The sequence below is a fragment of the Psychrobacter sp. T6-1 genome (genome assembly GCF_052258445.1).
This window is the reverse complement of sequence record NZ_JBQQFC010000010.1, coordinates 1-26,190: the sequence shown is the minus strand read 5'-3', so window position 1 is coordinate 26,190 and position 26,190 is coordinate 1. Positions and strand designations below refer to the sequence as shown.

Sequence of the window (26,190 nt, the reverse complement as noted above, 5' to 3'; positions counted from 1 at the left end):
TTAGTCGTGCGACAATTACAGTCATTAGCCTAGCAAATTTATACCTATTTGCTGTCACAATTTGCAAATATAGATATCACTTGATGATAAAAATTAGTCAAGCTTTATAATAGAAAACACCTAAGCTGCCAGTATTTGAATAGCTCAGCATGGTAAAAATAGAGTCAATATTAAGGTCAAATGTAGTGGATAGACGGCTTAAAATCGCTTGGCAAAGGTGATATTCAGCGCAATCGCTGTTAGAATATAAGGGGTGACAGCCTATAACTAAACCTGCACTCAAAAAATAGTATACCAAGTTCACTATTCAAGATTGACAACGTATCGAATATGCGGTGTTTTTCTTACAAATTACTGTCATCAGTTCACTTTTTGGGTGTTTAAATGCTATAGTCAAACTATCATTCTATCGAATGTAGATAACACCCTTTTACCTTTTATATTTGTCCTTATGCTCAACTGAATGAAAACATGATTGCTACTATTAATAGCTGATACACACTCTAAATTTAACTATAACCTAAAGGAATAGCATACTAAAATGTCAAAAATTATATATACAAAAACCGACGAAGCTCCAGCGCTAGCCACTTTATCTTTTTTGCCTATTGTTGAAGCCTTTACTAAAACTGCAGGCGTCGATGTTGAAACCAGCGACATCTCTGTAGCTGCACGTATCTTAGCAGAATTTCCTGATTACCTAACTGAGGAGCAGCGCGTTCCTAATAACTTAGCTAAGCTAGGTGAACTCACGCAAGATCCTAATGCCAATATTATTAAACTGCCTAATATCAGTGCCTCAGTACAGCAGCTCAAAGCCGCTATCAAAGAGCTACAGGCTAAAGGCTACGCGATACCTGATTTCCCTGATGATCCAGAGACCGAAGAAGAGTTAGAGCTACGCAAGCGCTATGGCAAAAGCCTAGGTAGCTCGGTCAACCCCGTCTTACGTGAAGGTAACTCAGATCGCCGCGCACCAAAAGCGGTCAAAAACTACGCGCGCAAGCACCCGCACTCTATGGGCGAGTGGAAGCAGTGGTCACAGACTCATGTCTCACACATGCATGATGGCGATTTCTATGCTGGTGAGCAGTCGATGACTTTGGACAAAGCGCGCAGCGTCCGTATGGAGCGTGTCACTGATGATGGTACGGTCAATGTCTTCAAAACCGGTATCGCTTTACAAGACAAAGAAGTCATCGATCTGATGTTTATGAGTAAAGACTCCTTACTTGAGTTTTATGAGCGTGAGATGGAAGACTGCCGTGAAGCGGGTATCTTATTCTCATTGCATGTAAAAGCCACAATGATGAAAGTCTCTCACCCTATCGTCTTTGGTCATGCTGTCAGAACCTACTACAAAGACGCTTTTCAAAAGCACGGCGCGCTCTTTGAAGAGCTTGGCATCAACGTCAACAATGGTATGGCAAGTTTGTACGAAAAAATCAAAGAGCTACCCACCTCATTGCAAGAAGAGATTGAGCGTGATTTGCATGCCTGCCAAGTACATCGTCCGCGTCTTGCTATGGTTGACTCTAATAAAGGCATTACTAACTTTCACTCACCGAGTGATGTCATCGTTGACGCCTCTATGCCCGCAATGATTCGCTCAGGTGGCAAAATGTGGGGCGCTGATGGTAAATTGTATGATTGCAAAGCGGTGATGCCTGAGTCTACCTTTGCTCGTATTTATCAAGAGATGATCAATTTTTGTAAGTGGCATGGCAACTTTGATCCAACCACGATGGGTACCGTACCAAACGTCGGTCTAATGGCACAAAAGGCAGAAGAGTACGGCTCACACGACAAGACTTTTGAAGCCAGTGATTCGGGCATTGCTCGTATTGTTGACGAAGAGACAGATGAAGTATTAATGGAGCAGCGCGTTGAAAAAGGCGATATCTGGCGCATGTGTCAGACCAAAGATCTGCCTATTCAAGACTGGGTTAAGCTTGCTGTACGCCGCGCGCGTGAATCAGATACACCTGTTGTCTTTTGGTTAGACCCGTATCGCCCGCACGAGAATGAGCTGATCAAAAAAGTCAAAATGTACTTAAAGGATCACGATACTGACGGCCTGCATATTGAGATCATGTCACAGGTTCGTGCTATGCGTTATACCCTAGAGCGCGTTGCTCGCGGCCTTGATACAATATCTGCTACTGGTAATATCTTGCGTGATTACCTGACCGATCTATTCCCAATCTTGGAGCTGGGCACGAGTGCTAAGATGCTCTCGGTAGTACCGCTAATGAAAGGCGGCGGTTTGTTTGAAACGGGTGCTGGCGGTTCTGCACCTAAGCACGTACAGCAATTGGTTGAGGAAAATCATTTGCGTTGGGATTCGTTAGGTGAGTTCCTAGCATTAACTGAATCGCTTGAGCACTTGGCCAAAAACGATGACAACACTAAAGCGCAAATATTGGCAGAAACGCTTGATAAAGCGACTGAAAAACTGTTGTTAAATGATAAGTCGCCTTCACGCAAAACAGGTGAGCTTGACAACCGTGGTAGTCATTTTTACTTAGCAATGTACTGGGCTGAGGAACTCGCTGCGCAGGACAAAGATGGCGATCTCAAAGCTCAGTTCTCAAAACTTGCTAAAGAGTTGGAGAGCAACGAAGAGACTATCGTCAAAGAGCTAAACGATGCACAAGGTAAATCTGTCGATATCGATGGTTATTATCTAGCGGATGAAGCGCTCGCTGAGCAAGTCATGCGTCCAAGTCAAACCTTCAATGACGCTATAGCTTCGATATAGTATCCGATGCGTTTTTAGCATTATTTAAGTTAGATATGAGCACCTCAAAGACAATAAATCTTTGAGGTGTTTTTTTATTGTCTATAAATATTTGTACCATGCCGTGATAAAATCAGCCATAACTTTTATATATGGCACCCATTATGCCTACACTCGTTTTATTTAATAAACCCTACGGCGTCCAAAGCCAGTTTAGGGATGACGATAATAATAAATTTACGCCATTAGCAGAGTTCTTTGATGACAAATCCTTGCGCGTCGCTGGACGCTTGGACGCCACTAGCGAAGGTCTGCTGTTATTAACTGCTGATGGTAAGCTTAACAAGGCCATTACGCATCCACCAAAAGCCAATAGCGGACGCAAACAAGGCAAAACGTACCTGGTACAAGTAGAGGGTATTCCGACTGCTGAGCAACTCACACAATTAGGCCGCGGCGTCATGCTCAAAGACGGCAAGACCTTGCCCGCTAAAATCAAACACGTAAGCGTAGAGGATTTGCCTATCGCGCTATGGCCGCGTCATCCACCAATACGCGAGCGCAAAAGTGTCCCTGACTCGTGGCTGATACTCACTATCTTTGAGGGTAAAAATCGACAAGTACGGCGCATGACGGCCCATGTGGGCTTGCCTTGCTTGCGCCTGATTCGCTGGTCGGTCGCTGGATTTGAGCTCAAAGATTTAGCCGTTGGTGAGTCTGTGCATGTTAGCCTTAGCCGTGAGCAATGTCAGCAATTAGGCCTTTAAAGCTTTGTAGACAAAAAAGTGACCACATTTTTAACCTAGTGACTCGAAAGGGTAAGGTTTGTCTGCTACTATTCTTAAGTCTTTATTCTTTCGCCATCTACTTGCCTTTGACAAGGATCCGTCATGTTTAACGCCCGTCTTCTTATGCCTATTTTTGCAGCTGTTTTTGCCGTTAGTGCGTGTCAACCTGCGGCCGAGACGACTAACGCTACAGCGCTAGAAGAGACGACAGTAGAGGATAAGATTGTCATCGAGCCGCAGCCGCCTGTCAGCGACAATGCTGATAGTACAGAGGTCTTAGCAGAAGGTGCAGGCGCACGTAGTGCTCATGGTATGACGGATGATTTAGAGGTGCCAAATGAGATAAAGACGAGCGCGAGATATCAAGACTACGCTAAAGCGATGACAGGTATGCATGATGAGATGCTAATAGGCATAGGTTATAACGATCCAGATACAGCCTTTGCCAAAAGTATGCTCGGTCATCATCGCGGTACGATCGATATGGCTAAGGTTGAGCTAAAATACGGTCAAGATCCCTTTATGCGCAAGGTGGCACAAGAGGTCATGACCGCGCAGCAAAGTGAGATCGATATTCTAAGAAAGTGGCTTGCCAGCCATCCTGATACGATCGAGTCAAAACCTGTGACCCAAGCGATGCAGCGCGCTTATGATGCGAGCGCCAAGACCATGCACGATGAGATGTCAGCGGCCATCACTGACCCTGACGCTGATATGGCCTTTGCACGTGCTATGCTCGCTCATCATATCGGTGCGGTAAAGCTGGCAAGAACACAATTAAAATACGGCGAGGATGACGAGATGCGAGCGCTGGCTAAAAACATTATCGACGCGCAGCAAAGCGAGATTGAAATCATACAAAATTGGATCGATAATCAAACCATTATTGAAGAAGCCGATGACAGCGCTGAGTTAACCGAAAATGAGTCTGTAACGTAAAAACAGATACCGTTTAAATAAAACCCCGTACTAAAAACAGCTAGTACGGGGTTTTTTGTGTTGATAGCGAAACGTTCTTTGAGCAAAAGGTTTATTCTACCTGATCCATAGCCCCAAGCCAGATTAGCGCTTTATCTGACTCTGACTGATTGCCATCAGTCGATGCCGAGCGCATAGTTATAAACTGTAGATCCACCTTGTGAGGGAATGGGCTTTGCTGGCTTATATCCTCAATACCCTGAGCGGCTTTAGGTAATACGTCAACGCGCATCAGCTCGTCACGGCGAAACAGATGACATTCAACATGATAATTAGCGTCTTTTAAGGTAGCTAGCTGCTTGCTATCGGCTTTGATACCATCGATGGCGACGATGACGTCGTGCGCTGATATTCCAGCAATAGCCGCCGCGCTACCGCGCTGTACGCGATTGACTTTAAGACCTGCTGGCGTGTCGGTGCAGCGCATGCCCCAAGGCACTTGTTTGTCCGCAGTCTCTTTGTTATCAGGTTTTATAGTGATGCCATTTGCGCTCAGTAGCTCATCAAGTGGTAACTCTTCAACGCCATCGATATAGCGGCGCTCAAACGTCTCCCACTCATCTACTGGCATAAACTCACCGATAACGCGGCCCATATCAGCGCTAGTGATTCCGATTCTCTTTTTATCGGACGCTTTTGCTTGCTCATAAAAAGACTTGATCACATCAAACAACCGATAGCGTCCATTGCTGTACTCAAGCAAAGTCAAATCCAAACATAGAGCGACCAGCGCGCCTTTATTGTAGTAGCTGATACCCGCGTTGCCTGTGTTCTCGTCACTACGATACAGCTTAATCCAAGCATCAAAACTAGATTCAGCAACGCTTTGATTGGCGCGGCCATGCGTTTGATAGTAGCGATTGATCTGTTCGGCGAGTAATTTAAGATAGCTGGCTTTGTCTATGACACCGGAGGCTTGTAGCATAAAATCATCAACATAGGAGGTAAAGCCTTCAAACACCCAAAGCAGCGGTGTAAAGGCCTCACGGCGCAAATCAACATCGAACATGACATCAGGCTGCACCGTCTTGACCCACCATGCATGAAAATACTCATGACTACACAAGCCTAAAAAGCGCTGATAGGCATTGCTGGGTATTTGGGGCTCATCGTGACTAGGCAAGTCACGGCGCGGCGTAATCAAACTGGTCGAATTAATATGCTCAAGACCACCATAATCTTGCCCGCTGGCATAAGTCATAAAGGTGTAATCGCTAAAGGGCGCGTCCCCTAGCCAGTCCATATAGCTCTGGCAAATTTGAGTCAGATCCTGCTGCAGCCGTCCTAAATGGGCACTATGTCTGCCTGATATATAAAAGCGGTGCGCAAGTGCTTGATGACGATGATCTTGTACGATAAACCCAAACTTATCCTGCTCAGCGATCTCAAACGGGTAATCGATCAGCTGATGATAGCTCTGTGCCTGCAACCCGTAGATATGTTGGCTGACGCTCTTTGCTTCATTAGCCAAAGAAGTCGCCTCAAGACCGCAGGCGATAATTACTTTGTTAGCGTCCTTGCCTGTCAAAAACGCATCAGGTACCACTAAGCTTACTTGTATCGCCGATGCCTCCTGCCCTTCAATCGCTAGCGCAAGAGAGGTAAAGTTGCCATACAGCCGCTGCTGATCGACATAAGCGGTGCGTACTGACAGATCGTAGCAATACACTTCATAGTGGACGCTCACCGTTTGTGCCGCCTCAACCTTAGGTAATTGCCAAGTATGCTTATCTGTCTTTTTTGCGCGCAGGCTGACTGAATCATCACCTTTATTTTGCGTATCCTTTAGCACTTGATAATGCACAGCGGTGATGTGACGGGCAAACTCACGCATCAAATAACTGCCTGGAATCCAAGCCGGCAGCCATAAGCTTGGCGCATCGATGTCGCTTTGAAAAGTTAAGGTCACATCAACCAAATGCTCGTTAAAGCGAGCAAAGTCAAACTTGTAATGCACAGGATAAGCTTTGGGCGTTGTCATAGTCTATTCTTATAAAAAAGGATGTGGTTATGGTAGAAGTCATTGCATCAAAACGCAACTGGCAAAATCGTCTTTGCACCGCTCACTGACAATATTGCATTTTTGCCCTTACTTTATGATACAAAAGGCTATGCTTAGCTTATTTATGCACTCTTTTTTATTTTTTACCTTGAAAGTTATTATGAGCATCTCAATTAAAGACACTAACTGCTACAGTTACTTTGATAAACTGATGATAACTGATTAATAGTTCGGCTTTTTGGCTGGCTAATTGGCTCTTTTAGGTTTATTACTACTTCAGATTTATGTTATTTGTATTAAAAAAGGATAATTTATGACTACTATCACAAAAGATACCGCCGTAAAGTTTAACTACACGCTAAAAGATGACGAAGGCAATATATTAGACCAGTCACAAGAAGGTCAGCCACTCGCTTACTTGCATGGTCATCAAAACATCATTCCAGGTTTAGAAAAACAATTAGAAGGCAAGTCTGCTGGCGAAAAAGTAAACGCTGTTGTAGAGCCTGCTGATGGCTACGGCGAGTACCAAGACCAAGCCGTACAAAAAGTGCCTCGTGATAACTTTCAGGGCGTAGAAGACATTCAGCCAGGTATGCAGTTTCAATCACAAGCAGGCGAGCAAGTGATGCTCGTAACCGTAACTGATGTAACGGACGAAGAAGTTACTGTTGATGCCAACCATCCTTTGGCAGGCAAGCGTTTGACGTTTGATGTTGAGATTCAAGAAGTACGCGCGGCAACTGAAGATGAGCTAAACCATGGTCACGTCCACGGTGCAGGCGGCGTTGAGCATTAATTAGAGCGTAGAGCTATTGAGTGGTCTAACACACTACTATAGCAAGCTAAAAGCCAGTCACTCAAATTGAGCGACTGGCTTTTTTGTGTGCTAACATAATGAATTCTATATATAGTTGAATTACCATAAAACTGATATAGTGCTGCTGGGATGAATTTTGCGCAGCCTCTGTCATCGTAGACACAGCAAGCAAGTAAAATTTATACCAGTAGCACTGGTAATATTTGCGTATCGATTTTATTTCATATTGACTATAGCTGGAATTTTTTTAAAGTTTTGTAGCAAAACCAGATGTCTAAACGTAACAAAACCGTATAACGACTAGCGTTACACGGCTCTCATTACTAACCATCCTTGTTAATACTAAAATCAACCTAATCCCGAAGTCAACTCTAGCTAGCGGGCATCTAGCCCTGTCATCCCTAATCAGCAAACCATCCCTGATACAATCACTGAATACCAATCCCTAGTACTACTCAATTGTGCTGTGGAACCATTATCGTAAAATTAGCCCTATAAGGTAAGACGCCAAAGACTCAATGTGTGTAAGCATATGCTTACACAGTGTTACACACCCCTACTAGCTGATTACATAGCTTGCTTATCTCTAGCAGATAACTTCTCTTTGGGACTGCTTAGAGTTTGTGGCTGGGCACTTAGCATTAAATAAGCGGCCTCAGTGATATATGCCTCACTCTCTGGTAGCTCAGGGCGCTCGTCCGCTTTCATTTGGCTTCGCTCTTCAAATTTGGCATCCATAGCGGCTTGATAGGTATTCCAATTAGCGTAAGGACGCTTACCTGTTGCGATAAGGCGTTTGTTTTCAGCTTCTAACGAGCGCTTTTCTATCAGCTGCATTTTAGCGCGGCGTTTGTTAATATCAATCTCGATCGGCTTTTTCTCATCTTCCATATTGCGAATATCATTGAGCGTTGATAGATAGACAAACTGCGGATTTTGCTCTTGACGGATTTTGGACTGCTGATTAAGCGTAGCTAGTGTATCAGAGGTGAACCTCCCTTCGGGCTTATAAGCGGCCGTCTTTATAGTATCCCAAGGCAGCGCTTTTTTCTGCGCGCGCTCACCAAAAGTTGCATCATCATAAATATTGACCAGTTCTACATCTGGAACGACGCCTTTGTTTTGCGTACTACCACCTGTAATACGGTAAAACTTACGCTGAGTAAGAGTGGCTGAACCTAGAGCGAGGTTATCAAGTTGAATCTGTGCAGAGCCCTTACCTGTGGTTGTGCTCCCGACGACTAAACCGCGACCATAATCTTGAATAGCGGCAGCAAAAATCTCACTCGCTGAGGCTGAAGCCAGATTAGTAATCACTGCCATTTTGCCATCATAGAGCTGCTCACCGCCGTCATCATCACGGTAGACTTGGATGTTGCCGCGATTATCACGAATTTGTACTAACGGGCCGCCTTTGATGAACAATCCAAGCATTTTCGCCACTTCATCTAGTGAGCCGCCTGGATTATTGCGCAAATCGACCACTAGTCCGTCGATATTTTCCTCATTGAGCTCTTTGATTGCGCGCTCTGTATCTATACTGACGCTACGATAGTCCTCACCATTGCGGCGCGCGCGATAATTTAGATAAAAACTTGGAATCTCAAGGACACCAATACGTTTAAGCGAGCCATCCTCAGGAGATTTGACTGCTACCACGCGCTGGCGTACGCCTGACTCTTCTTGCTGAATAATATCGCGTACTACTGTGACCGTACGCGCGCTAGCATCCGGAGTGTTGGGTTGGCGCAGCTTAAGCGTCACCGAAGTGCCGCGTTTACCGCGAATAAGACCGACAACTTCGCGCGTTGACCAGCCGACCACATCCGTCATGGTCTTACCGTCTTTGGCGATCCCTATAATGAGGTCGTTGGGTTTTATCTGACCTGTTTTTGCTGCAGGGCCTCCATCGACGAGAGTCACAATACGAGTATAATCTGGGTTTTTGCGATCAGGACGGATAGAGACGCCAATGCCCTCTAATTGCAAGCTTGACTGGATTTGTAGCTCAGTCGCTTGAATAGGCGCATAGTAATTGCTGTGCGGATCGTAGGTCAGCATAGCAGTATTTAGAACGGTCTCCATTACCTCATCATCTTTGAGGCGACCGAACTGTCCTTGCTGACGCGTTAAGCGGTTAAGTAGTATCTCGTTTGGCGTACGCTGATCGTTACGGACCAAATCCTGACCACGAGTGATATCTGGATTATCTAAAAATACCTTTTCTTTGGCTTTTTCATCTTCTTGGCCTAAAGTGATGCCAAGCAATTGAAACTTCAATTGGCGCGTCCAGTAGTCGCGCTGCTCTTTTTTGGTCTTAAAATGACCGAGCTTTTCGCGATCTAGCACAATGGTCTCATCGCCTGTCAAATCGATATCGGTTTTGAGCATTCTTGTTGCCATCTCAAAGTACTCGTTTGAGCGTTTGCGGTAGCGCTCAAAGATATCAACGCCTGCTGATAAATCGCCGCGTTTGAGGCGAGTACCAAAGTCATCAGCATACTTTTTCTTAAACTCATCGACATCCGATTGTAAGAACAGGGTATGGTTTGGATCTAAGCTATCGATGTACATAGAGAGTATCTCATTGCCCATTTCAGCATTTAACGGCTGATTGAGATAATGGCTACGATCCAGCAAAGCGGCAACTTGACGGGTGGTGACTTTTTGTTCAGGGGTGGGCTCGAACCCTTGTGTCTCAGTATTAGCGACTGCAGTTCCATAACTTTGAGTGAGGATAATACCTGCGATGCCTACAGAAGCTGCACTTAATAACCATTGTGCGGGTTGTTTTTTCATCGTATCTACCTAGTAGTTTTAAATATAAGTTGTTTTAAATGTAGCTCGTTTAATTCCAATGCAAGTACTATCTCTTTATGCTTGTACTCACTTTATTCTTGCACTTGCATAATATACGACTACAGCGCTACTGCTATGATGGTGACACTAACATGGCAACGATACTAACATGGCGATGATACTAGTATAGTAATAGCATCTAGTATAGCACTCGTATTTTATCTCTCATTTTGGATTAGCGGCTGATATAGCCTAATAGTGGCTTGTCCTGCTCAAACTTAGTACTTGATTAATAACTGAATAAAAATAGCATCTAACACCAGCACTGTATAGCCAAAATACAATAAATACTAGCACGCGCAACCTTTATCGACTGTCTCAAACTGTATAAATAATCTTACACTTAATTCCCTTTATGCTTTTAATTCTTATCTATTAGATATCTTATGTTCACGCTTGTTAGGTTGATGAGCGACCACCCTTATGTATAATGACTGACATAGTAGGCGAACGATAGCATCAAAAGGTGTGTCGATTTGAATCACTAAGCCCTCCTCTATCCTAGCCTTATAAATGTAACTTAAAAAAGGATTCTGCCATGTACGGCGTGTTAATGATAGATATAGACAATACCGCGCTGACCGCAGAAGACGTCAGCTTGATCAAACAGGCACAAGTAGGCGGCATTATACTGTTTGCACGCAACGTGATCGATGCCGCCCAAGTGCGCGCACTATGTGATGACATCCGCTACCACAATGCTGATATCCTAATCGGGGTCGATCAAGAAGGCGGCCGCGTAGCACGCCTGCGTGAAGGCTTCACTCCGCTACCTGCAATGGGCCTCCTCGGCGATTTATTCGATAAAGACCCAAATCTCGCCCTAAGCTGTGCTTACGATTGCGGCTACCTTATGGCCGCAGAAGTACTCGCCGTAGGTATCGATATGAGCTTTGCGCCTGTCCTCGATAGAGGCGGTATCAGTCAAGTGATAGGCGATCGTAGCTTTCATCATAAGCCGCAAGCGATTGTAGCTTTGTCTACGCAGTTTATGCGCGGAATGAAGGCCGCTGGCATGGCAACTACGGGTAAGCACTTTCCTGGTCATGGCGCGATCGCTCCTGACTCACACGTAGCGCAGGCCATTGATACGCGCAGTTTAGACGAGATTATGTCAAGCGATATGCAGCCTTTCGCCCAGACTTTACCATGGTTAGATGCGGTGATGCCTGCTCATGTTATCTTCTCGCAAGTCGATGATAAGCCAGCAGGATTTTCAAAAATATGGCTTAAAGATATTTTGCGCAGTCAGTTCAATTATGATGGGGTGATATTCTCTGATGATCTCTCTATGGCAGGTGCCAATTCTGTTGGTGATGTCAGCGCTCGCGTTAAAGCCGCCATCAATGCAGGTTGCGACATCGCACTAGTCTGTAATGATAGAATTGCTGCTCACGATGCTGCCAAAGCGGCGCAAGAGCTACCCTATCCCAATCAAAGTCGTATCAAAACCATGCGCGGACATATTCCAGTATGGCAAGATGACCTGCTCTCTACTTGTGAGCAATTTGACTACTGGCAACAGGCTCGGAATCATATCTTGAATACTTTTTTCGTCAACGAAGATCTAAACACTAAGATTACAGCGGGGCAAAAGGACCCTACTGAGTATAAATAAAAGCAGACTACAACAACTACAACTACATGCAGAAGCAAAAACTCTACTCTTTTAAAGATAGCCAAACTCCAACAAAAAAACCGCACTCTGATAAGTGCGGTTTTTTGGATAATCTATAATTGTATCGATAGATTAGTTCGTTGGATCAAGAACAGTACCTTGAGTGGGATCATCACCATCTGGTAGTAAGTCATCATTATTGTTATCTAATGGATTCAGATCTGGGTCTGGCATTGATGCGTTTACGCCGCGATCATCACCATCAACCGTTAGATCATCGTTGTTGCTATCTAGCGGGTTAAGATCTGGGTCGAGGTTGCCACTGTTGGTCGCCATGCCATTGTTACTTGCCATTGCAGATTGATCGTTGACTGTAAACTCAATACGGCGGTTACGGAAACGTCCCTGCTCAGTTGAGTTATCAGCGATAGGATCAGTTTCACCCATACCTTTTGTCGTAAGCTTGCTTGCGTCAACGCCTTGAGAAACTAAGTACTCTTTGACTGATTCAGCACGGTCACGTGATAGCTCCATGTTGTAAGCATTAGAAGCTTGATTATCCGTATGACCTATAATAACCAATTCCATGTTTGGTACTTCGGTAACTATCTTGGCAGCGCGATCTAAGAACGGCTTGTTGACATCAGGGATAAACGCTTTGTCCAACTCAAAGTTAATGGTTTGTAGGCTCAAAGCACGAGCAACATCGCGTGGATCTGGATTGTCACCCAGTCTATCTATTGCCGCACCAGCAGCAACTAGGCTGTTGTCAATCTCGCCTTGCATATCTAGCGGACCTTCAGCTTCAACTGTCATTGACGGTGCTGCAGCTTGTAAATCAGATACTAGCTTGCTAAGTACATCAGCATCTGCTGAATTCACTACGATATTATCGCCTTTGATAATCATGCTAGCGTCTGGGACATCTTTGAAGATAGCTAAGATAGCAGCAAGATTGGCTGCAGCTGGCATATCTGTCGCAAAACTGTCATCGACATCAGCACGACACTTATCAGTTTCAGCGCCGAACGCATCATTGAGCGCGCCCATAACAGTGCTTTGTAGCGCTTCGTCACCGACATTCATACGGCAAGCGTATAAGGTGTTGCCTTCACCCATAGCAAGACGCAATGAGGCAGGCTCGACATCCATAGCAACTGCTGTTTGCCCATCTGTCTGCGCTTGCTCTTCAGCAACAACAGGCGTCGCGACAGGTGCTGGGTCATCTTGGCAACCTCTGAGCAGTGCCCAAGCAAGTGCACCTAAAATAATTAAACCAATAATAGGCAATAACGCTTTCATAAAGCTGCCGTCTTTTTGCTCTTCTTCGCGTACTAGAGGCGCGGTCGTGGTCGTGTCAGAAATACGTGCGCCAGCAGGAGCGGCGGCTAACATACCAGCAGGTACCACAGCGCTTGCCCATGCTGGGATATGATGCTGATAGCTGGATAAATTATCATTTAAAAACTGGGGTACTGGCGTCGTTCCAGCAAGGCTTTTTATCTCATGATAGGCTAAAGGTGCAGCCATAGCGATTAAACCACGAGAAGCTGTTGCGTCAACGTTGTGCGCGCCTGCAAGCTCACGTGAAATACGGTCACGGTGCGCGCCATCTGTCCAAACGCGGTCGTAAAAACCTTGATCGTCACGAGCAATATTCTCGTTAGAGAAACGTCCATAGGTTTCATTATCAGCTAGGCGAGCGGCGAATATCGCATAAAACTGCTCAAGTAGGCCTTTTTTGGCAGGGCTATGATCATCTCCCAAAACTGCTGGGCTGACGGTTCGTGTTAAATGACTGATAATATCCATATTCTGTATCCCCTAATAGTTTGTGTAATCGTTCTAAATGTTCAAAATTTGCGAAAACTTATTCTGTCATTTTAAATTAACAAAACAAAAGATTATGTTTCGCTTTATAAGAGTGAATGTAACAAGTAGTAGCAAATAAAAATAAAGAATGTGTCTGTTACTCATTATTGAGTTCAAATACTTAGCTATAGCTACTTATTGATTTACTTCAGTATTGTCCTAGTATAATCACTAAGTGGTTACTCACAACAAAGGTGATGTTGTACAAATGCAACATTAGGTAATGTTAGGAGAGTTACGCGTAACTAAAAACCTATCAGTGTAATCGACGTTAACGTATATTAAGGATTGCCAGATAGAGTCTGCTGAACACTTTAAATAACGGCGTAAGTAAGAAGTCACTTTTAATTTTTTAATATCAAACAAATAGGGATATTAATATATTGCCAAATAAGCTTATACAAATATTTAAAGGAATCATGCAAGTTACTACTAAGTTAATGACTGCTAAGCTAGTCACTGTATAACTACTACCACTATATAACCACTACCACTATATGACTATTACACCGCTACATAGTTATTATCAGTTCGCTCTTACTGGATCTACTCTGATTTCTTTACTTGCCATCTCCTCTAATTCAGATAAAGAAATAGGTCCTGATGGAACGGGCGTGCTATTTGTATTTTGATTATTGTTCCTATATTGATTTGGCGTATCAGGTATGACTCTATCGCCTGTTTCATCATCTGTAGCCTGATAGTTGTTTGTAGTGTTGTTTGCATTGCCGACATCGTTATTATTTAGATTACTTATAGTCTCGTTGCCGCTATCAACAGGATTATTCATAGTTATACTATTATCAGTAGTTACATCATTATCAGTAGTTAGATTGTCAGGTAGTGGTATAGGCGCAGCGCGCTCTATCGGCATGGCAGGTACTAAAATACGCATGTCATCGACCAGCTGTTGCAGCAACAGACCATCAGGCGCTTCTAGTACGATGCGCTCGTTTTGTAGTTGCAAGCGTGCAAAAGGGGTAGCTCTGAGCAAAGTTAGGATATCAGGTAGCGTCTCTATGGACATATTGGGCAAGCTTGCAGCGATCTCTTTGGCTACAGTGATCTCACAAATACTAGCTTGCTCACCAAAGCTCACGTTAAGCGCTTGCATAAACGCACTTTGCAAACTGGTATCACCGACTTTTGCACTACAAGTGTAAAGATTGCCACTATTATCCACGCCCACACTCATCGAAACAGGTGTCAAAGGAACAACGACTGGCGGCTCAACAGGCGCTGCAACCGTAGGCGGTGCTGCGATGGTTTCAACTGGTTTAGGCTTTGTCACTAACGCCCATGCCAACCCCATTCCTGCCAATACGGCTAAGGCAAACAGTAACCAGGATATCTTACGCATGCCTTTATTGTGGTTACGAGCGCGCGTTACTCTAAAAGGCTTAACCTCGTTATTATTAGCTTCGTTATTATCTGCATAGTTATCTGCATGGTGCTGGGAGGGATTTGCATGAATGGCATCGGTATCAGATAGCTCCTCTTGCTCAATGATTTCTTTCTCAAGGTTTTGTGTATTTAAGATGTGAGCGTCACCTGCCGTCGTTTTATCTGAATTTGTAATAATAGCTGACGTCAGTGAACCCTCGATATGCGTACGTTGTGCAATAACAGATGCTGACCACGCTGGAAGATATTGACGTAAAATGGGTTGCTGATGTTGTAAAAAGGCGGGCAGATACTCACCCTTTGCACTGTCTTTTAGGGCTTGATAAGCGAGGGGTGTGGCATTGATAAGCAGTTGCGTGGTCACTATCTCATTGATATGGTGCGCTGCGGACAACTCTTTAATGATGACTTGACGATCATCAGGGTCTTGCCATAGTTGCTCAAATAGTGAGTGATGAATGGTGTCAAAACTGTCTGAACGCGCCTTATCATCGTGCTGCACTTGTGATGATGACAACCGCGTCGCTAAAATTGCATAGAACTGCTCAAGTAAGCTTAGCTTAGCAGCATTTACAGTATCTGCTAACACTAGGCTGCTAACGGTTTGTTCTAAGTGTTCAATGATATTCATAAAATGCAGCTTTCCTCTGCTTGATTAAAGGTTTTAATGGCTCAATTCTACGTTTTTTATGCCAAGTATCTCTGTCAACAGGAGTCGTTACGCTCGCAATACGAAGCCTTACTCATCATCACTTGCTGATAGTTTAATTGCTTTATATTGGAGTCTACATATTCTGCTTTTCTCAATCAAAACGCTTGAGACTTAGAGCGTATCGTACTTGGAGCGCGTCGTACTTGGAACGCGTCGTACTTTGAGCGCGTCGTACTTTGAGCGCGTAGTATAATAGGCTTGCCCTAAGGATGACCTTTTTGTTTAATCATACTACACTTATTATTATCGTTACGGTTATTATCAGTCTGCTGGCTTGGCAAAATAAAGCTCTGTTTAATCGTCTGATATTCTATCCGCCAGCAGTAGAACAAGGTCAATGGGATCGATTTGTGACTCACGGCTTTATTCACGCCGATAGCATGCATCTGCTGTTTAACATGTTTACCTTATATTTCTTTGGTCGCGCCATCGAAGGGCTTTATGAGCCATATCTATGGGGCTTTGGGTTTATTGTGTTTTACCTTTTGGCTATCATTGTGGCGATGATTCCAAGTTATCTCAAAAACAAAAACAATGCTAGCTACCTAAGCCTTGGAGCTTCTGGCGGCGTATCAGCAGTACTCTTTGCCTTTATACTGCTCGCGCCTTGGGATACGCTGTATCTATTCGCTGTTGTACCGATTCCTGCGATATTATTCGCTATCGCATACGTCGCTTATAGCATCTATGCCGATAAAAAAGGCGACTCTAATATTAACCATATGGCGCATTTATGGGGCGGCGCGTTTGGCGTGATAGCCACAATAATACTAGAGCCACAGGTTATACCGCACTTTATTAGCGAGCTACTCTCGCCTATCCTTTAATCTACTGACTCGGAATTTGATCACAATTTATGATTATAGATATTATCGGTGACATTCATGGCTATGCAGACAAACTAATAGGACTACTGACGCAATTAGATTATCAGCATAATGGTCAGTATTTTGTGCCGCCCAAAGGCCACCGAGCGCTGTTTATCGGTGATTTAATCGATCGTGGCCCGCAGCAAATCAAGACGCTTGAGATTGTCTTTGCGATGCTCGACGCAGGCGTTGCTGATGCCGTGATGGGCAATCATGAATACAATGCTTTAGCGTTTGCCACTTTAGATCCTGAGCATCCAGAGCACTATTTACGCGTGCACAATGAGATACATACCCGCCAGCACAAGGCGTTTTTAGATGAAGTGACCTTTGGCTCGGAGCTGCATACCTATTGGCTTAAGCGCTTTTACGAGATTCCATTGTGGCTTGAGACCGACTATGCCTGTTTTGTGCATGCCTGCTGGGATGTCGATAGTATGGCAATGCTAAAGCCACTGCTAACCGATGACAATCGCTTAACCTTAAAGGCGCTTATTCACACCTCACAAAAACATACGCCGTTATTTGAGGCCTTAGAGCGCGTGCTCAAAGGGGTGGAGACGCCGCTGCCTGAGGGTATTGTGATGGTGGATAAAGAAGGTACGACGCGTACGCGAGTACGAGTAAGGTGGTGGCTTGATGATCTCAATGATCGCCCTATCCACGATATTGCACGCGCGCCTGCCTCAGCGATAGCGCAGATTCCTTATGATACTAAGCCTGAGCCTATAGACTTTACGCTCAAAACGACTAAACCTATATTTGTGGGTCACTACTGGCTAACAGGCACGCCTGCGCCGCTCAGTCCGCAGGTCGTTTGCACGGATTATTCAGCAGCGGTTGATAGTGGATATTTGACCAGTTATCAGCTGGACACTGACCACCCATTACCACTTAGCCCCAATAACTTTGTGCAGTACCTAAATACGTAGACCTTCTACGACTACCAAGCCAAGCTATGCGATGAGTTTTGCTAAGATGAGGCAATCTTGTCTTTACGGCACTAGCAAAACTTTTGTATGATGGTCGTTTTGAGGATATCGCCTTATGAGCATCGATCATGCAACTGACCAAAACAAGGCTATCGCCTCCCCAGCAGGTCAGCCCAAAGTAGGTATTATCATGGGCTCGCAGTCTGATTGGCCGACAATGAGCGCAGCAGCCCAGTTATTAGCAGATTTCGGTATTGCGTTTGAATGCGAGGTGGTCTCGGCTCATCGTACGCCTGATAGACTATTTGAGTATGCCAAAGGCGCTAAAGACAATGGCCTGCAAGTCATCATCGCTGGTGCTGGAGGGGCGGCGCACCTGCCAGGTATGTGCGCCAGTCAAACGCCGCTTCCTGTCTTTGGCGTCCCTATAAAGTCCTCGATACTTAGCGGTTGGGATAGTTTGCTCTCTATCGTCCAGATGCCAAAAGGCGTCGCGGTTGGTACGCTAGCTATCGGTAGTGCTGGCGCTTATAATGCTGCACTGCTGGCGATTCAGGTGTTGGCATTGCATGACGAGTTGATTGCTAATAAATTGCAACATTTGCGTCAAACGCAAACCGATACCATTCTTGCCAGCCCTATTCCTGGTATTATCAATCAATAAAATGACCAACTTAGCTTGGTCATCATTTAGCTCAATAATAAAAGGTGCCTTTCGTGCACCTTTTCCTATTTTGCTATACTACCAAAACCATATCCTTTTTGATGACGCAAAAGAGCCTGCTATGACAACAGATAATGCTTACCCTGCAACCCAAACCATTGGTACGATAGGTATTTTAGGAGGCGGTCAGCTCGGCATGATGCTGGCAGAGGCTGCCATGCCGCTCGGTTATCGCTGCGTGTTTTTAGAGGACAATGCGCAGTGTCCAGCCAGTCTTTATGGACGCGTCTATAGCAGTGAGCAGTTAGAGGATTTTATAGCGGCAGCGGACGTGTTTACCCTAGAGTTTGAAAACACGCCAACATCGACCGTTGAACGTCTAGCAAGTCTTGCCAAGTCAGGACAAAAACAGGGCATGTATCCACCGCCTATTGCTCTTGATGTGGCACAAGATCGCCTAAAAGAAAAGCAGATGTTTAATGATTTGGCTATTGCGACCGTCCCCTTTGTCGCCGTGAGTACCCAAGCCGAGCTTGCACAGGCTTGTAAGGCTTTGGGTCTACCTATCGTACTCAAAACCAGTCGCGGCGGCTACGATGGCAAAGGTCAGTTTGTGATCAAAACCGATGACGATATACCAGCGGCGTGGCACGCGCTCAAAGATGCGGTCAGTGGTCAAGGTAGCCTGACGCCAACCCCCGCCTCGCTGATCGCTGAGGGCTTTATCCACTTTAGTCGTGAGCTCTCTATCATCGCCACACGTGGCACAGAGGGTAATGTGCGCTGTTATGATTTGGTCGAAAACCATCATCATCAAGGGATTTTAGCTAAAACTCAAGCACCTGCGGTCGGTACCAGCCATTTATTCAAGCAAGCAAAAGATGCTATTACCACTGTGATGAATCATCTTAATTACGTGGGTACTATGGCGCTTGAGTTGTTTGTGACTAAAGACGCGCGCGGTCATGATTATCTGCTCGCCAATGAGATCGCGCCGCGTGTACATAACTCTGGGCACTGGAGTATTGAGGGCGCAATCACCAGTCAGTTTGAGAACCATATACGCGCAGTAGTTGGCCTGCCTTTGGGTGATACAGACAATATCCACCCCGCCATTATGCTCAATGTCCTCGGTCAGTATCCAGATATCAGCGAGGTACTCAAAATAGACGGCGCTCATTATCACAGCTATCATAAAGAGGAGCGCGAAGATCGCAAGATCGCTCATATTACCTTGATGCCAAATGACGTCGCTAACCTTGAGACAAGCTTGAGCGCACTGATAAGCGTTTTACCTAATAAAGTTGGTTTGGATAAAAAACACTCAGACACCAAAACAGAGTCCGATCAGTTAGATATCGAAGCCGAGGCTAAAGTCGACGAAAAAGTAGAAGACTTAGATCAAAGCGCAAGTACCGCTGACAAAGAAGACAAGGCTAATAACTAATGCAAATCTGGATTGACGCTGACTCAGTGCCACTCATTGCCAAAGAGTTAATTATCAAAACCGCAGAGCGTACGCAAACCATGGCTATCTTCGTCGCCAACCACCCCATCAAGCTACGCAAGTCACCGCTATTGATCATGACCGTTGTACCGCATGGGTTTGATAAAGCTGATGATTACATTGTCGAAAAAATACAGGCAGGCGATTTGGCGATTACCAGCGATATTCCTTTGGCTAATGATATCTTGGATAAAGGCGGCATGGTGCTGACTACGCGCGGCGTCATTTATGATAAAAACAATATCAAGCAAAAACTCAACATGCGTGATTTTATGGATACTATGCGCGGTACCGGCGTGCTCGAATTACAAGAGATGAGTGGACAAAAGCCGTACGGCGATCGTGATAAAAAAGCCTTTGCCGACGGTCTTAACAAACTAGTGCGTTAGACATTTTAAAAGAATAAATTCAACCGCTATACCTACTCTCCTTGCAAACGGTATACACGCTATAACCAAACACTATGTAATCGGCACGCATCATAACGATGTATGCCGATTTTTTTGTTATCTTAGATGCATATTTTAAATAACTCTTAAAAAAACAACTCTCAAAGATAGGAGTCCATATGAAAATTTTAGTCATAGGTGCCAGTGGCCGCGTCGGTAGTGATTTGGTTGAACAATTATTAAATGATAGTCATCAAGTCATCGGTACGACCAGACAAGATGAAAAATTATTCGATAACGACAACTACAGTCAGTTAGATTTAGACATTACAGCTCATAAAGACGACATTCAAAAACAAATCGATAAAGATATCGATGCGGTTTATTTTGTCGCAGGATCTGGTGGCAAAAATGTATTAGAAGTAGATTTGCACGGCGCAGTGAAAACTATGCAAGCGACGCAAGATAATGGCATTAAACGCTATATCATGCTCAGTACCGTATTTTCATTAGATACTAGTAAATGGAACAATCCTGGTATCAAAGATCTAAAAGACTACTATATTTGCAAGCATTACGCAGACCAGTGGCTTGTCCATGACAGCACCCTTGACTACACTATTGTGCAAGCAGGCGCGCTTAAAGAGCGAGAAGCTACGGGAACTATTGCTGTCAATGATGATAGTGCAGGTGAGAACTCAATCAAGGATGTAGCGAGCACTTTAGCGGCGGTATTGAGTGCTGATAACACCATCAAGCAAGTCTTTAGTATGCAAAACGGCGAGACGGCTATCAAAGAAGCTATTGCCAAAATATAATCTTATCTATATATAATCTTAGCTATTTTGTTCAAAAAAAGCGGACTGTCCTTGGATAGTCCGCTTTTTTATGCTCATAAAACACTGACTCAATGCTTAAGCTTGGTCGCTTGGAAAACTAATGACGTCTGATAGTTGAGCTGCGCCTGCTAATACCATTAGTAAACGATCGACCCCAAGCGCAATCCCGCTACAAGTCGGCAGCTTATCACAAGCAGCGAGTAGGCGCTCATCGATAGGCATTAGTGGCAGGTTATGATGACGGCGCAATTGATTGTCTTGCTCAAAACGTGCTCTTAATGCCTGTCCGTCAGCCAATTCATCATAAGCATTGGCAATCTCGATACCGTTAATATACAGCTCAAAACGTTTGGCAATCTGATTGCCGTCTTTATCGAGAGCGGTTTTGGCTAGTGCCGCTGTTGCTGGTGGATACTCAACAATTAACGTTGGCAACTCATAACCCAAGTTTGGCTCGACGGCGTGGCTAAAGAGCAAATCTAGCCACCCTTGGCGGATATTATCCTCACTTTGCTGTGAGCTGTCGCCATCACCTTCAAGACCAGATACACTCAGACCCTTGTCCTCAGCTACGGCTTGTAGCGCCGAGATACTAGCCGTCAGTGGATGAATACCCACAAAGTCCATAAACGCATCGACATAACGATAGTGATTCATCACTACAGGATAACCATAGAGCACCTCTAACATCTGCCCAAGCTCATCAGCCAAATCAGCCAAAGTATAATTCGGCTGATACCATTCAAGCATGGTGAATTCTATGTTGTGCCGCGAACCGATCTCATTATCGCGAAAGACCGTGCATATCTGATAAATAGGTACGCGCCAGCTGGCAAGCAGACGCTTCATCGCAAATTCAGGCGAGGTATGCAAATAATAAGTGCGCAGCTGATCTTGATAGGTTACCCCAGCACCTACCGATTGCAAAAAGGTATCCGTGTTGCCCGCTTGCGATAATAGCGGCGTCTGTACTTCTAATACCTGACGCATAGCAAAAAACTGCCTGATATCAGCGAGCATTTGCGCGCGCTTTTGTGCCATTGCTAGCGTCATCGTTGGTGCATAGCTAGATGCATCAAGCCTATGGTTAGGTGAGGTCATAAGTATTTTCTGTAATGAACTATTATAAGTTGACTCATATCAAGCCTGCCATTCACGGCGCAAATGATAATCGCGTCTGAGCTTGTCAAAGTCAGCTCCCTCTACTCGCCCATCGGTAGCCTTTTCTCTTAACGCGCTATCGTCTTGCTTAATATCATAAAACTTGCCTAAAAGATTAGGATTGTCTTTGAGCTCAGACCACAAGAACATATTAACGGGCAGCAGCTTATTCATCGATTGCGTAGGTAGCACTCCTAGCTTGTCGCAGAGCGCATCATAAATCATTTGTGTACCGCGCAGCTTACCCTCTAGGGTATACCCTGCGATATGCGGAGTGGCGATAGCGAGCTTAGATAATAGACTCTCAGACACTTGCGGCTCATGCTCAAACACATCGAGCACCATTTGTCTACCTGTACGTTCGATATCCGCTACGAGCGCCGCTTCATCGATAACAGGCCCGCGCGCACTATTGATAAGTAGCGTATCTGCTGGGATTTTTGCCAAAGCAGCACTATCGATAAGATGAAGCGTTGGATAATCACTACTATGGTCAGCAACGTTGTCAGCGTTATGTCTATACGTCAACGGCACATGCAAACTTATCACATCGCTTTGACTTAATACCTGCTCAAAGCTTGCATTGTTGACCGTTGATACCGGTAATAGCGGATCATACCCGAGTACTTGCCAGCCCAGGTCAGTTGCGTACTGCGCTAGTGTACTACCGATATTACCCAGTCCGATGATGCCAAGCGTCATAGGCTTCATTGCCTTGATAGACTGTGACCAATACTGCGGACGTAGCGTCAAAATAGCCGTCAGCACATATTGCGCGACTGAATGCTTGCTACATCCCGCTGCATTGGAAAAGGTGATATTGCGCGATTTTAAATAGTGCTGGTCGACATGATCGGTGCCGATAGTGGCTGAGCCGACAAAATGGACGCTACTGTTATCTTTAAGTAGTGCTTTATTGACTTGAGTCACTGAGCGTATGAGCAGCACTTGAGGCTGTAGCTGCTCTAGCAATTGCGCTGTAATATCACGCCCTGCTACAGTCACGATAGTGATCTGATCGCTCTCTTGACCTAAATTGGCAGCGGTAAAAAACTCATTGAGACTGGCAATGTTGCTATCAGCAACGATAGTAATAGAATTATTCATAGAATTAGTATGTCGTTATTAAAGTATTGTGCTGTCAGCATCAAATCGGTTTATTGCTTTCACTCACCGCTGTTTTGTCGGCAGATACAAGCGGTTCATCATCGTCTAGTGGTACTTTTTTGGGCGCGAACACTTCATTTTTATGATTAGATATCCATTCACGCCAGACGGCAAGACCGATCGCAAGTACCACAGGTCCGATAAATAGACCGACAAAGCCAAAAGCCGTCAAGCCGCCGAGCACCCCAATAAAGATAATAATAAAGGGTATCTTGGTCGCGCCACTAATGACAATAGGACGAATCAAATTATCTACCCAGCTGATGACCAAAGTACCCCAAAGCGCTAAACCAATGCCTTCAGCGGTATAACCTTGACTGAGTAGCCAAATCGATACTCCGCCCCAAACAAAGGGCGTGCCAAAGGGAATGAGCGCAATAATAAAAGTCACTATCGTCAATAAAATAGGACTTGGCGCACTAGCGAAATAATAACCAACGCCAGCTAGCAAAGCTTGCGCGAGCGCCGTTAGACCAATGCCATATACCACAGCGCGCGTGGTTGTCCCTACCGAGTCGATATAGCCGTCGATACGATTGCCAATGATATTGCGCAGCGCTTGACGAATTTGACGAATTAAGTTGGTACCATCACGGTAAAAGAAAAACAGCGTCATCAGTGCCATACCCAATTTGGCAAGACTGCTGAGCATCACATCAAGAGCGATTTTGCCATAATACAGATGCGACTGCGCCCAGACTCGAAAAGCCTCAAGCGCACCCTCTGGATTTTTGTTAATGCGCCACAGCATGTCTTTGATCTGTTGACCTATAATCGGTAAATCCTTGATAGATTCAGGCACATCTAAGTAACCTGCTCTAATGCGATAAATGATGTTGCTAATTAAACTTATAGCCTCTTGCTGCAATATAAACAGACCAAAAACAAGAGGAATACCTATGATAAGTGTAATACTAACCGTCATCACCCCAGCACTAACGCCAGAGCTAAAACGTACTTTTTCGTTAAAAAACTGATAAACAGGGAAAGTCACATAAGCCAAAATCGCCGCCCACAACGCAGGCACGATAAAGAACTGTACCACCTGAAAGCATAAGATAAACAGCACAACCAGCAAAGTGATCGCAAGTAAGCGCTGAATAATAAACTCTTTTGTCCAGTGTTCAATCATGGCAATGTGACCAAAATCAGTTAGCAAAGTTTTGCTGTAAACTTGCTATAAAATAGTAACTATACAAATACAGCTTATAGGCAAAAGCTATAAGCTGTATTTGATGACGATATAAGACTGTTGGTATCAGATAAGTTTGACATCGGCTTAAGTCAAAAACCGCATCAGTCAATAGTTATCATTATGCATTAGAATATAACGAATATATAATACTGTGTTGTAACTTTTACTTACAACTGTGCGTCTAAGGCTCAAATGAAAGGCTCAAGTGAGTCGCAGCTTCATTGAGTACATTTGTCTTTATGAGCGCTTTTATCATAGCACTTGACTCAGCTGACGTCGCTGCTAAATCACTGGTGCGTTCTATGAGCGCTTCTAATTGATGTTATACTAGAGCGGTTGTCTGTCAGATCTAGATATTTTGAGTCTTGATTATCAGTAGGCGAAAAAGGATTTTTTTGCTTTGGTTTAAGCAGTGCTTTATATTTAAGCGGCAGCTGCTAAACATAAAATAATGACAGATATCTTGAGCGCCTATAACGCTAAATGTAGAAAAAGCCAATAATAGAGCTTTTATTATAGAAAACGCCAGCGTCTTATCGCTTATGAGTTCAATATTTGAACTTATATATTTAGCCCAATAATAATTTTGTATATATAAACATAAATAGGAACAATAACAATGTCAAAAGACACTGATAACCCCAACCCTTCAACCAATAATAGTCATAAGTCAGCAAATACAGTAACCTTTGCATTAGCACAAGCGCAGTTTTTGGTCGGTGATATTACCGCCAATGCTCAAAAAATGCGCACTTTAGCACTACAAGCCCGCGAGCAAGGTGCCGACGTCATTGTCTTTCCAGAGCTAGCATTATTAGGCTATCCGCCGCAGGACTTGTTACTACGTCCAAGCTTGTCTGGTCGCATCAAAAGCGCCTTATCCAGCCTAAGTGATATCGACGATATCGTCATGATCGTCGGCTACCCTCATGTCGATCATCACGGCACCTTTAACTCTGCTGCTATCTTGCATAATGGTCATCAAAAAGGCTTTTACCACAAACAAGTACTGCCCAATTATGGCGTTTTTGATGAGCGTCGTTACTTCGATAAAGGCCGCAATCAAGTTTTGTTTGATTACAAAGGTATCACTATCGGTCTGCTCATCTGCGAAGACTTGTGGGAAAAAGGCCCGATTGCCGATCTCAAAAAACAAGGCGCAGATCTTATCGTAAGCTTAAACGCCTCACCGTTTGAGATTAGCAAACAAGACCAGCGTAAAGATATGCTAGCTAAACGCAGCCGCGAGCATAATCTACCTATCGTCTATGTCAATGCCGTCGGCGGGCAAGATGATTTGGTATTTGATGGCGGCTCTGTCATTATGCAAGCCGATGGTAATATCGCTCATGAGGCCCCGCGCTTTATGAATCAGCTATTGCTCGCGACTTTAGATATCAAGAGCAACTCCTTTAATACCCAAAACAAAGCGCCGTTATCGCTAAGCCGCGAGTCTGAGATGTATCAGGCTTTAGTTGTCGGTCTGCGTGATTATGTCAATCTATCAGGATTCTCAGGTATCATCGTCGGTTTATCAGGCGGTATTGATTCGGCATTGACGCTTTGTATTGCGGTTGACGCTTTGGGCGCTGACAAGGTGTACGCGGTGATGATGCCGTACGAGTACACCTCGCAAATCAGCCTAGAGGATGCCCAAGCACAAGCGCGCCGCCT

19 protein-coding genes are annotated in these 26,190 nt (G+C 44.7%); 12 read left to right on the top strand and 7 right to left on the bottom strand.

Annotated features, from left to right (window positions below):
- The first annotated feature begins 541 nt into the window (after positions 1-541).
- The 3 genes from ACTXGO_RS01695 to copM all read left to right on the top strand — a co-directional run bounded on the left by ACTXGO_RS01695 (position 542) and on the right by copM (position 4,467).
- The gene (locus tag ACTXGO_RS01695) at positions 542-2,761 is read left to right on the top strand and encodes an NADP-dependent isocitrate dehydrogenase (RefSeq protein WP_317200768.1); all 2,220 of its coding nucleotides are present in this window, start codon (positions 542-544) and stop codon (positions 2,759-2,761) included.
- A gap of 143 nt (positions 2,762-2,904) precedes the next feature.
- Positions 2,905-3,507, top strand: a complete 603-nt coding sequence (locus ACTXGO_RS01690; RefSeq protein ID WP_317200767.1) for a pseudouridine synthase — start codon at positions 2,905-2,907, stop codon at positions 3,505-3,507.
- A 123-nt stretch (positions 3,508-3,630) separates the two neighbouring features.
- Positions 3,631-4,467: a CopM family metallochaperone gene (copM, locus tag ACTXGO_RS01685; protein ID WP_443542434.1), complete on the top strand. Its 837-nt coding sequence runs from the start codon at positions 3,631-3,633 to the stop codon at positions 4,465-4,467.
- 91 nt (positions 4,468-4,558) lie between these two features.
- On the opposite strand, the gene ACTXGO_RS01680 is transcribed toward copM, so the two are convergent.
- Positions 4,559-6,487, bottom strand: a complete 1,929-nt coding sequence (locus ACTXGO_RS01680) for a M61 family metallopeptidase (protein WP_443542432.1) — start codon at positions 6,485-6,487, stop codon at positions 4,559-4,561.
- Between the two features lie 334 nt (positions 6,488-6,821).
- Here ACTXGO_RS01680 and ACTXGO_RS01675 point away from each other — a divergent pair, with 334 nt between their 5' ends.
- Positions 6,822-7,307, top strand: coding sequence for an FKBP-type peptidyl-prolyl cis-trans isomerase (locus ACTXGO_RS01675; RefSeq protein WP_317200764.1), 486 nt, complete (start codon positions 6,822-6,824; stop codon positions 7,305-7,307).
- Positions 7,308-7,895: 588 nt separating this feature from the next.
- Here the strand turns inward: ACTXGO_RS01675 and ACTXGO_RS01670 are convergent.
- Complete coding sequence (locus ACTXGO_RS01670; protein ID WP_443542430.1) at positions 7,896-10,127, bottom strand: carboxy terminal-processing peptidase; 2,232 nt, start codon at positions 10,125-10,127, stop codon at positions 7,896-7,898.
- Positions 10,128-10,725: 598 nt separating this feature from the next.
- Here ACTXGO_RS01670 and nagZ point away from each other — a divergent pair.
- A complete protein-coding gene (gene nagZ / locus ACTXGO_RS01665; protein WP_443542428.1) occupies positions 10,726-11,805 on the top strand; it encodes a beta-N-acetylhexosaminidase in 1,080 nt (359 codons plus the stop codon).
- A 132-nt stretch (positions 11,806-11,937) separates the two neighbouring features.
- On the opposite strand, the gene ACTXGO_RS01660 is transcribed toward nagZ, so the two are convergent.
- A complete protein-coding gene (locus ACTXGO_RS01660) occupies positions 11,938-13,617 on the bottom strand; it encodes an OmpA family protein (protein ID WP_443542426.1) in 1,680 nt (559 codons plus the stop codon).
- A 586-nt stretch (positions 13,618-14,203) separates the two neighbouring features.
- The gene (locus tag ACTXGO_RS01655; RefSeq protein WP_443542424.1) at positions 14,204-15,712 is read right to left on the bottom strand and encodes a hypothetical protein; all 1,509 of its coding nucleotides are present in this window, start codon (positions 15,710-15,712) and stop codon (positions 14,204-14,206) included.
- A 290-nt stretch (positions 15,713-16,002) separates the two neighbouring features.
- Here ACTXGO_RS01655 and ACTXGO_RS01650 point away from each other — a divergent pair, with 290 nt between their 5' ends.
- The 6 genes from ACTXGO_RS01650 (at position 16,003) to ACTXGO_RS01625 (ending at position 20,972) form a co-directional block, all read left to right on the top strand.
- Positions 16,003-16,620 carry a rhomboid family intramembrane serine protease gene (locus tag ACTXGO_RS01650; RefSeq protein WP_317200759.1) on the top strand — a complete coding sequence of 206 codons (618 nt, stop codon included), beginning with the start codon at positions 16,003-16,005 and terminating at the stop codon, positions 16,618-16,620.
- Positions 16,621-16,649: 29 nt separating this feature from the next.
- Positions 16,650-17,594: a metallophosphoesterase gene (locus ACTXGO_RS01645; protein WP_435950201.1), complete on the top strand. Its 945-nt coding sequence runs from the start codon at positions 16,650-16,652 to the stop codon at positions 17,592-17,594.
- Positions 17,595-17,709: 115 nt separating this feature from the next.
- Entirely contained in the window at positions 17,710-18,258 is a 549-nt protein-coding gene (gene purE, locus ACTXGO_RS01640; protein WP_443542422.1) for a 5-(carboxyamino)imidazole ribonucleotide mutase, read from the top strand.
- Positions 18,259-18,379: 121 nt separating this feature from the next.
- Positions 18,380-19,705 carry a 5-(carboxyamino)imidazole ribonucleotide synthase gene (locus tag ACTXGO_RS01635; protein ID WP_435950199.1) on the top strand — a complete coding sequence of 442 codons (1,326 nt, stop codon included), beginning with the start codon at positions 18,380-18,382 and terminating at the stop codon, positions 19,703-19,705.
- Positions 19,705-20,154, top strand: coding sequence for a YaiI/YqxD family protein (locus tag ACTXGO_RS01630; protein ID WP_435950198.1), 450 nt, complete (start codon positions 19,705-19,707; stop codon positions 20,152-20,154). The genes ACTXGO_RS01635 and ACTXGO_RS01630 overlap by 1 nt, the downstream gene beginning before the upstream one ends.
- Positions 20,155-20,333: 179 nt before the next feature.
- The gene (locus ACTXGO_RS01625; RefSeq protein ID WP_435950197.1) at positions 20,334-20,972 is read left to right on the top strand and encodes an NAD(P)H-binding protein; all 639 of its coding nucleotides are present in this window, start codon (positions 20,334-20,336) and stop codon (positions 20,970-20,972) included.
- A 96-nt stretch (positions 20,973-21,068) separates the two neighbouring features.
- Here ACTXGO_RS01625 and epmA read toward each other — a convergent pair whose 3' ends face one another.
- The 3 genes from epmA to ACTXGO_RS01610 are packed head-to-tail and all read right to left on the bottom strand — an operon-like array spanning position 21,069 to position 24,453.
- Positions 21,069-22,094 (bottom strand): EF-P lysine aminoacylase EpmA, encoded by a 1,026-nt coding sequence (gene epmA / locus ACTXGO_RS01620; protein ID WP_443542420.1) that lies wholly within the window; start codon positions 22,092-22,094, stop codon positions 21,069-21,071.
- 39 nt (positions 22,095-22,133) lie between these two features.
- On the bottom strand, positions 22,134-23,261 hold the full coding sequence (locus tag ACTXGO_RS01615) for a 4-phosphoerythronate dehydrogenase (protein ID WP_435950195.1): 1,128 nt from the start codon (positions 23,259-23,261) through the stop codon (positions 22,134-22,136).
- A 40-nt stretch (positions 23,262-23,301) separates the two neighbouring features.
- A complete protein-coding gene (locus tag ACTXGO_RS01610) occupies positions 23,302-24,453 on the bottom strand; it encodes an AI-2E family transporter (protein ID WP_317200774.1) in 1,152 nt (383 codons plus the stop codon).
- A gap of 682 nt (positions 24,454-25,135) precedes the next feature.
- Here ACTXGO_RS01610 and ACTXGO_RS01605 point away from each other — a divergent pair.
- A partial coding sequence (locus tag ACTXGO_RS01605; protein ID WP_443573238.1) for a nitrilase-related carbon-nitrogen hydrolase occupies positions 25,136-26,190 on the top strand: 1,055 nt, incomplete at its 3' end.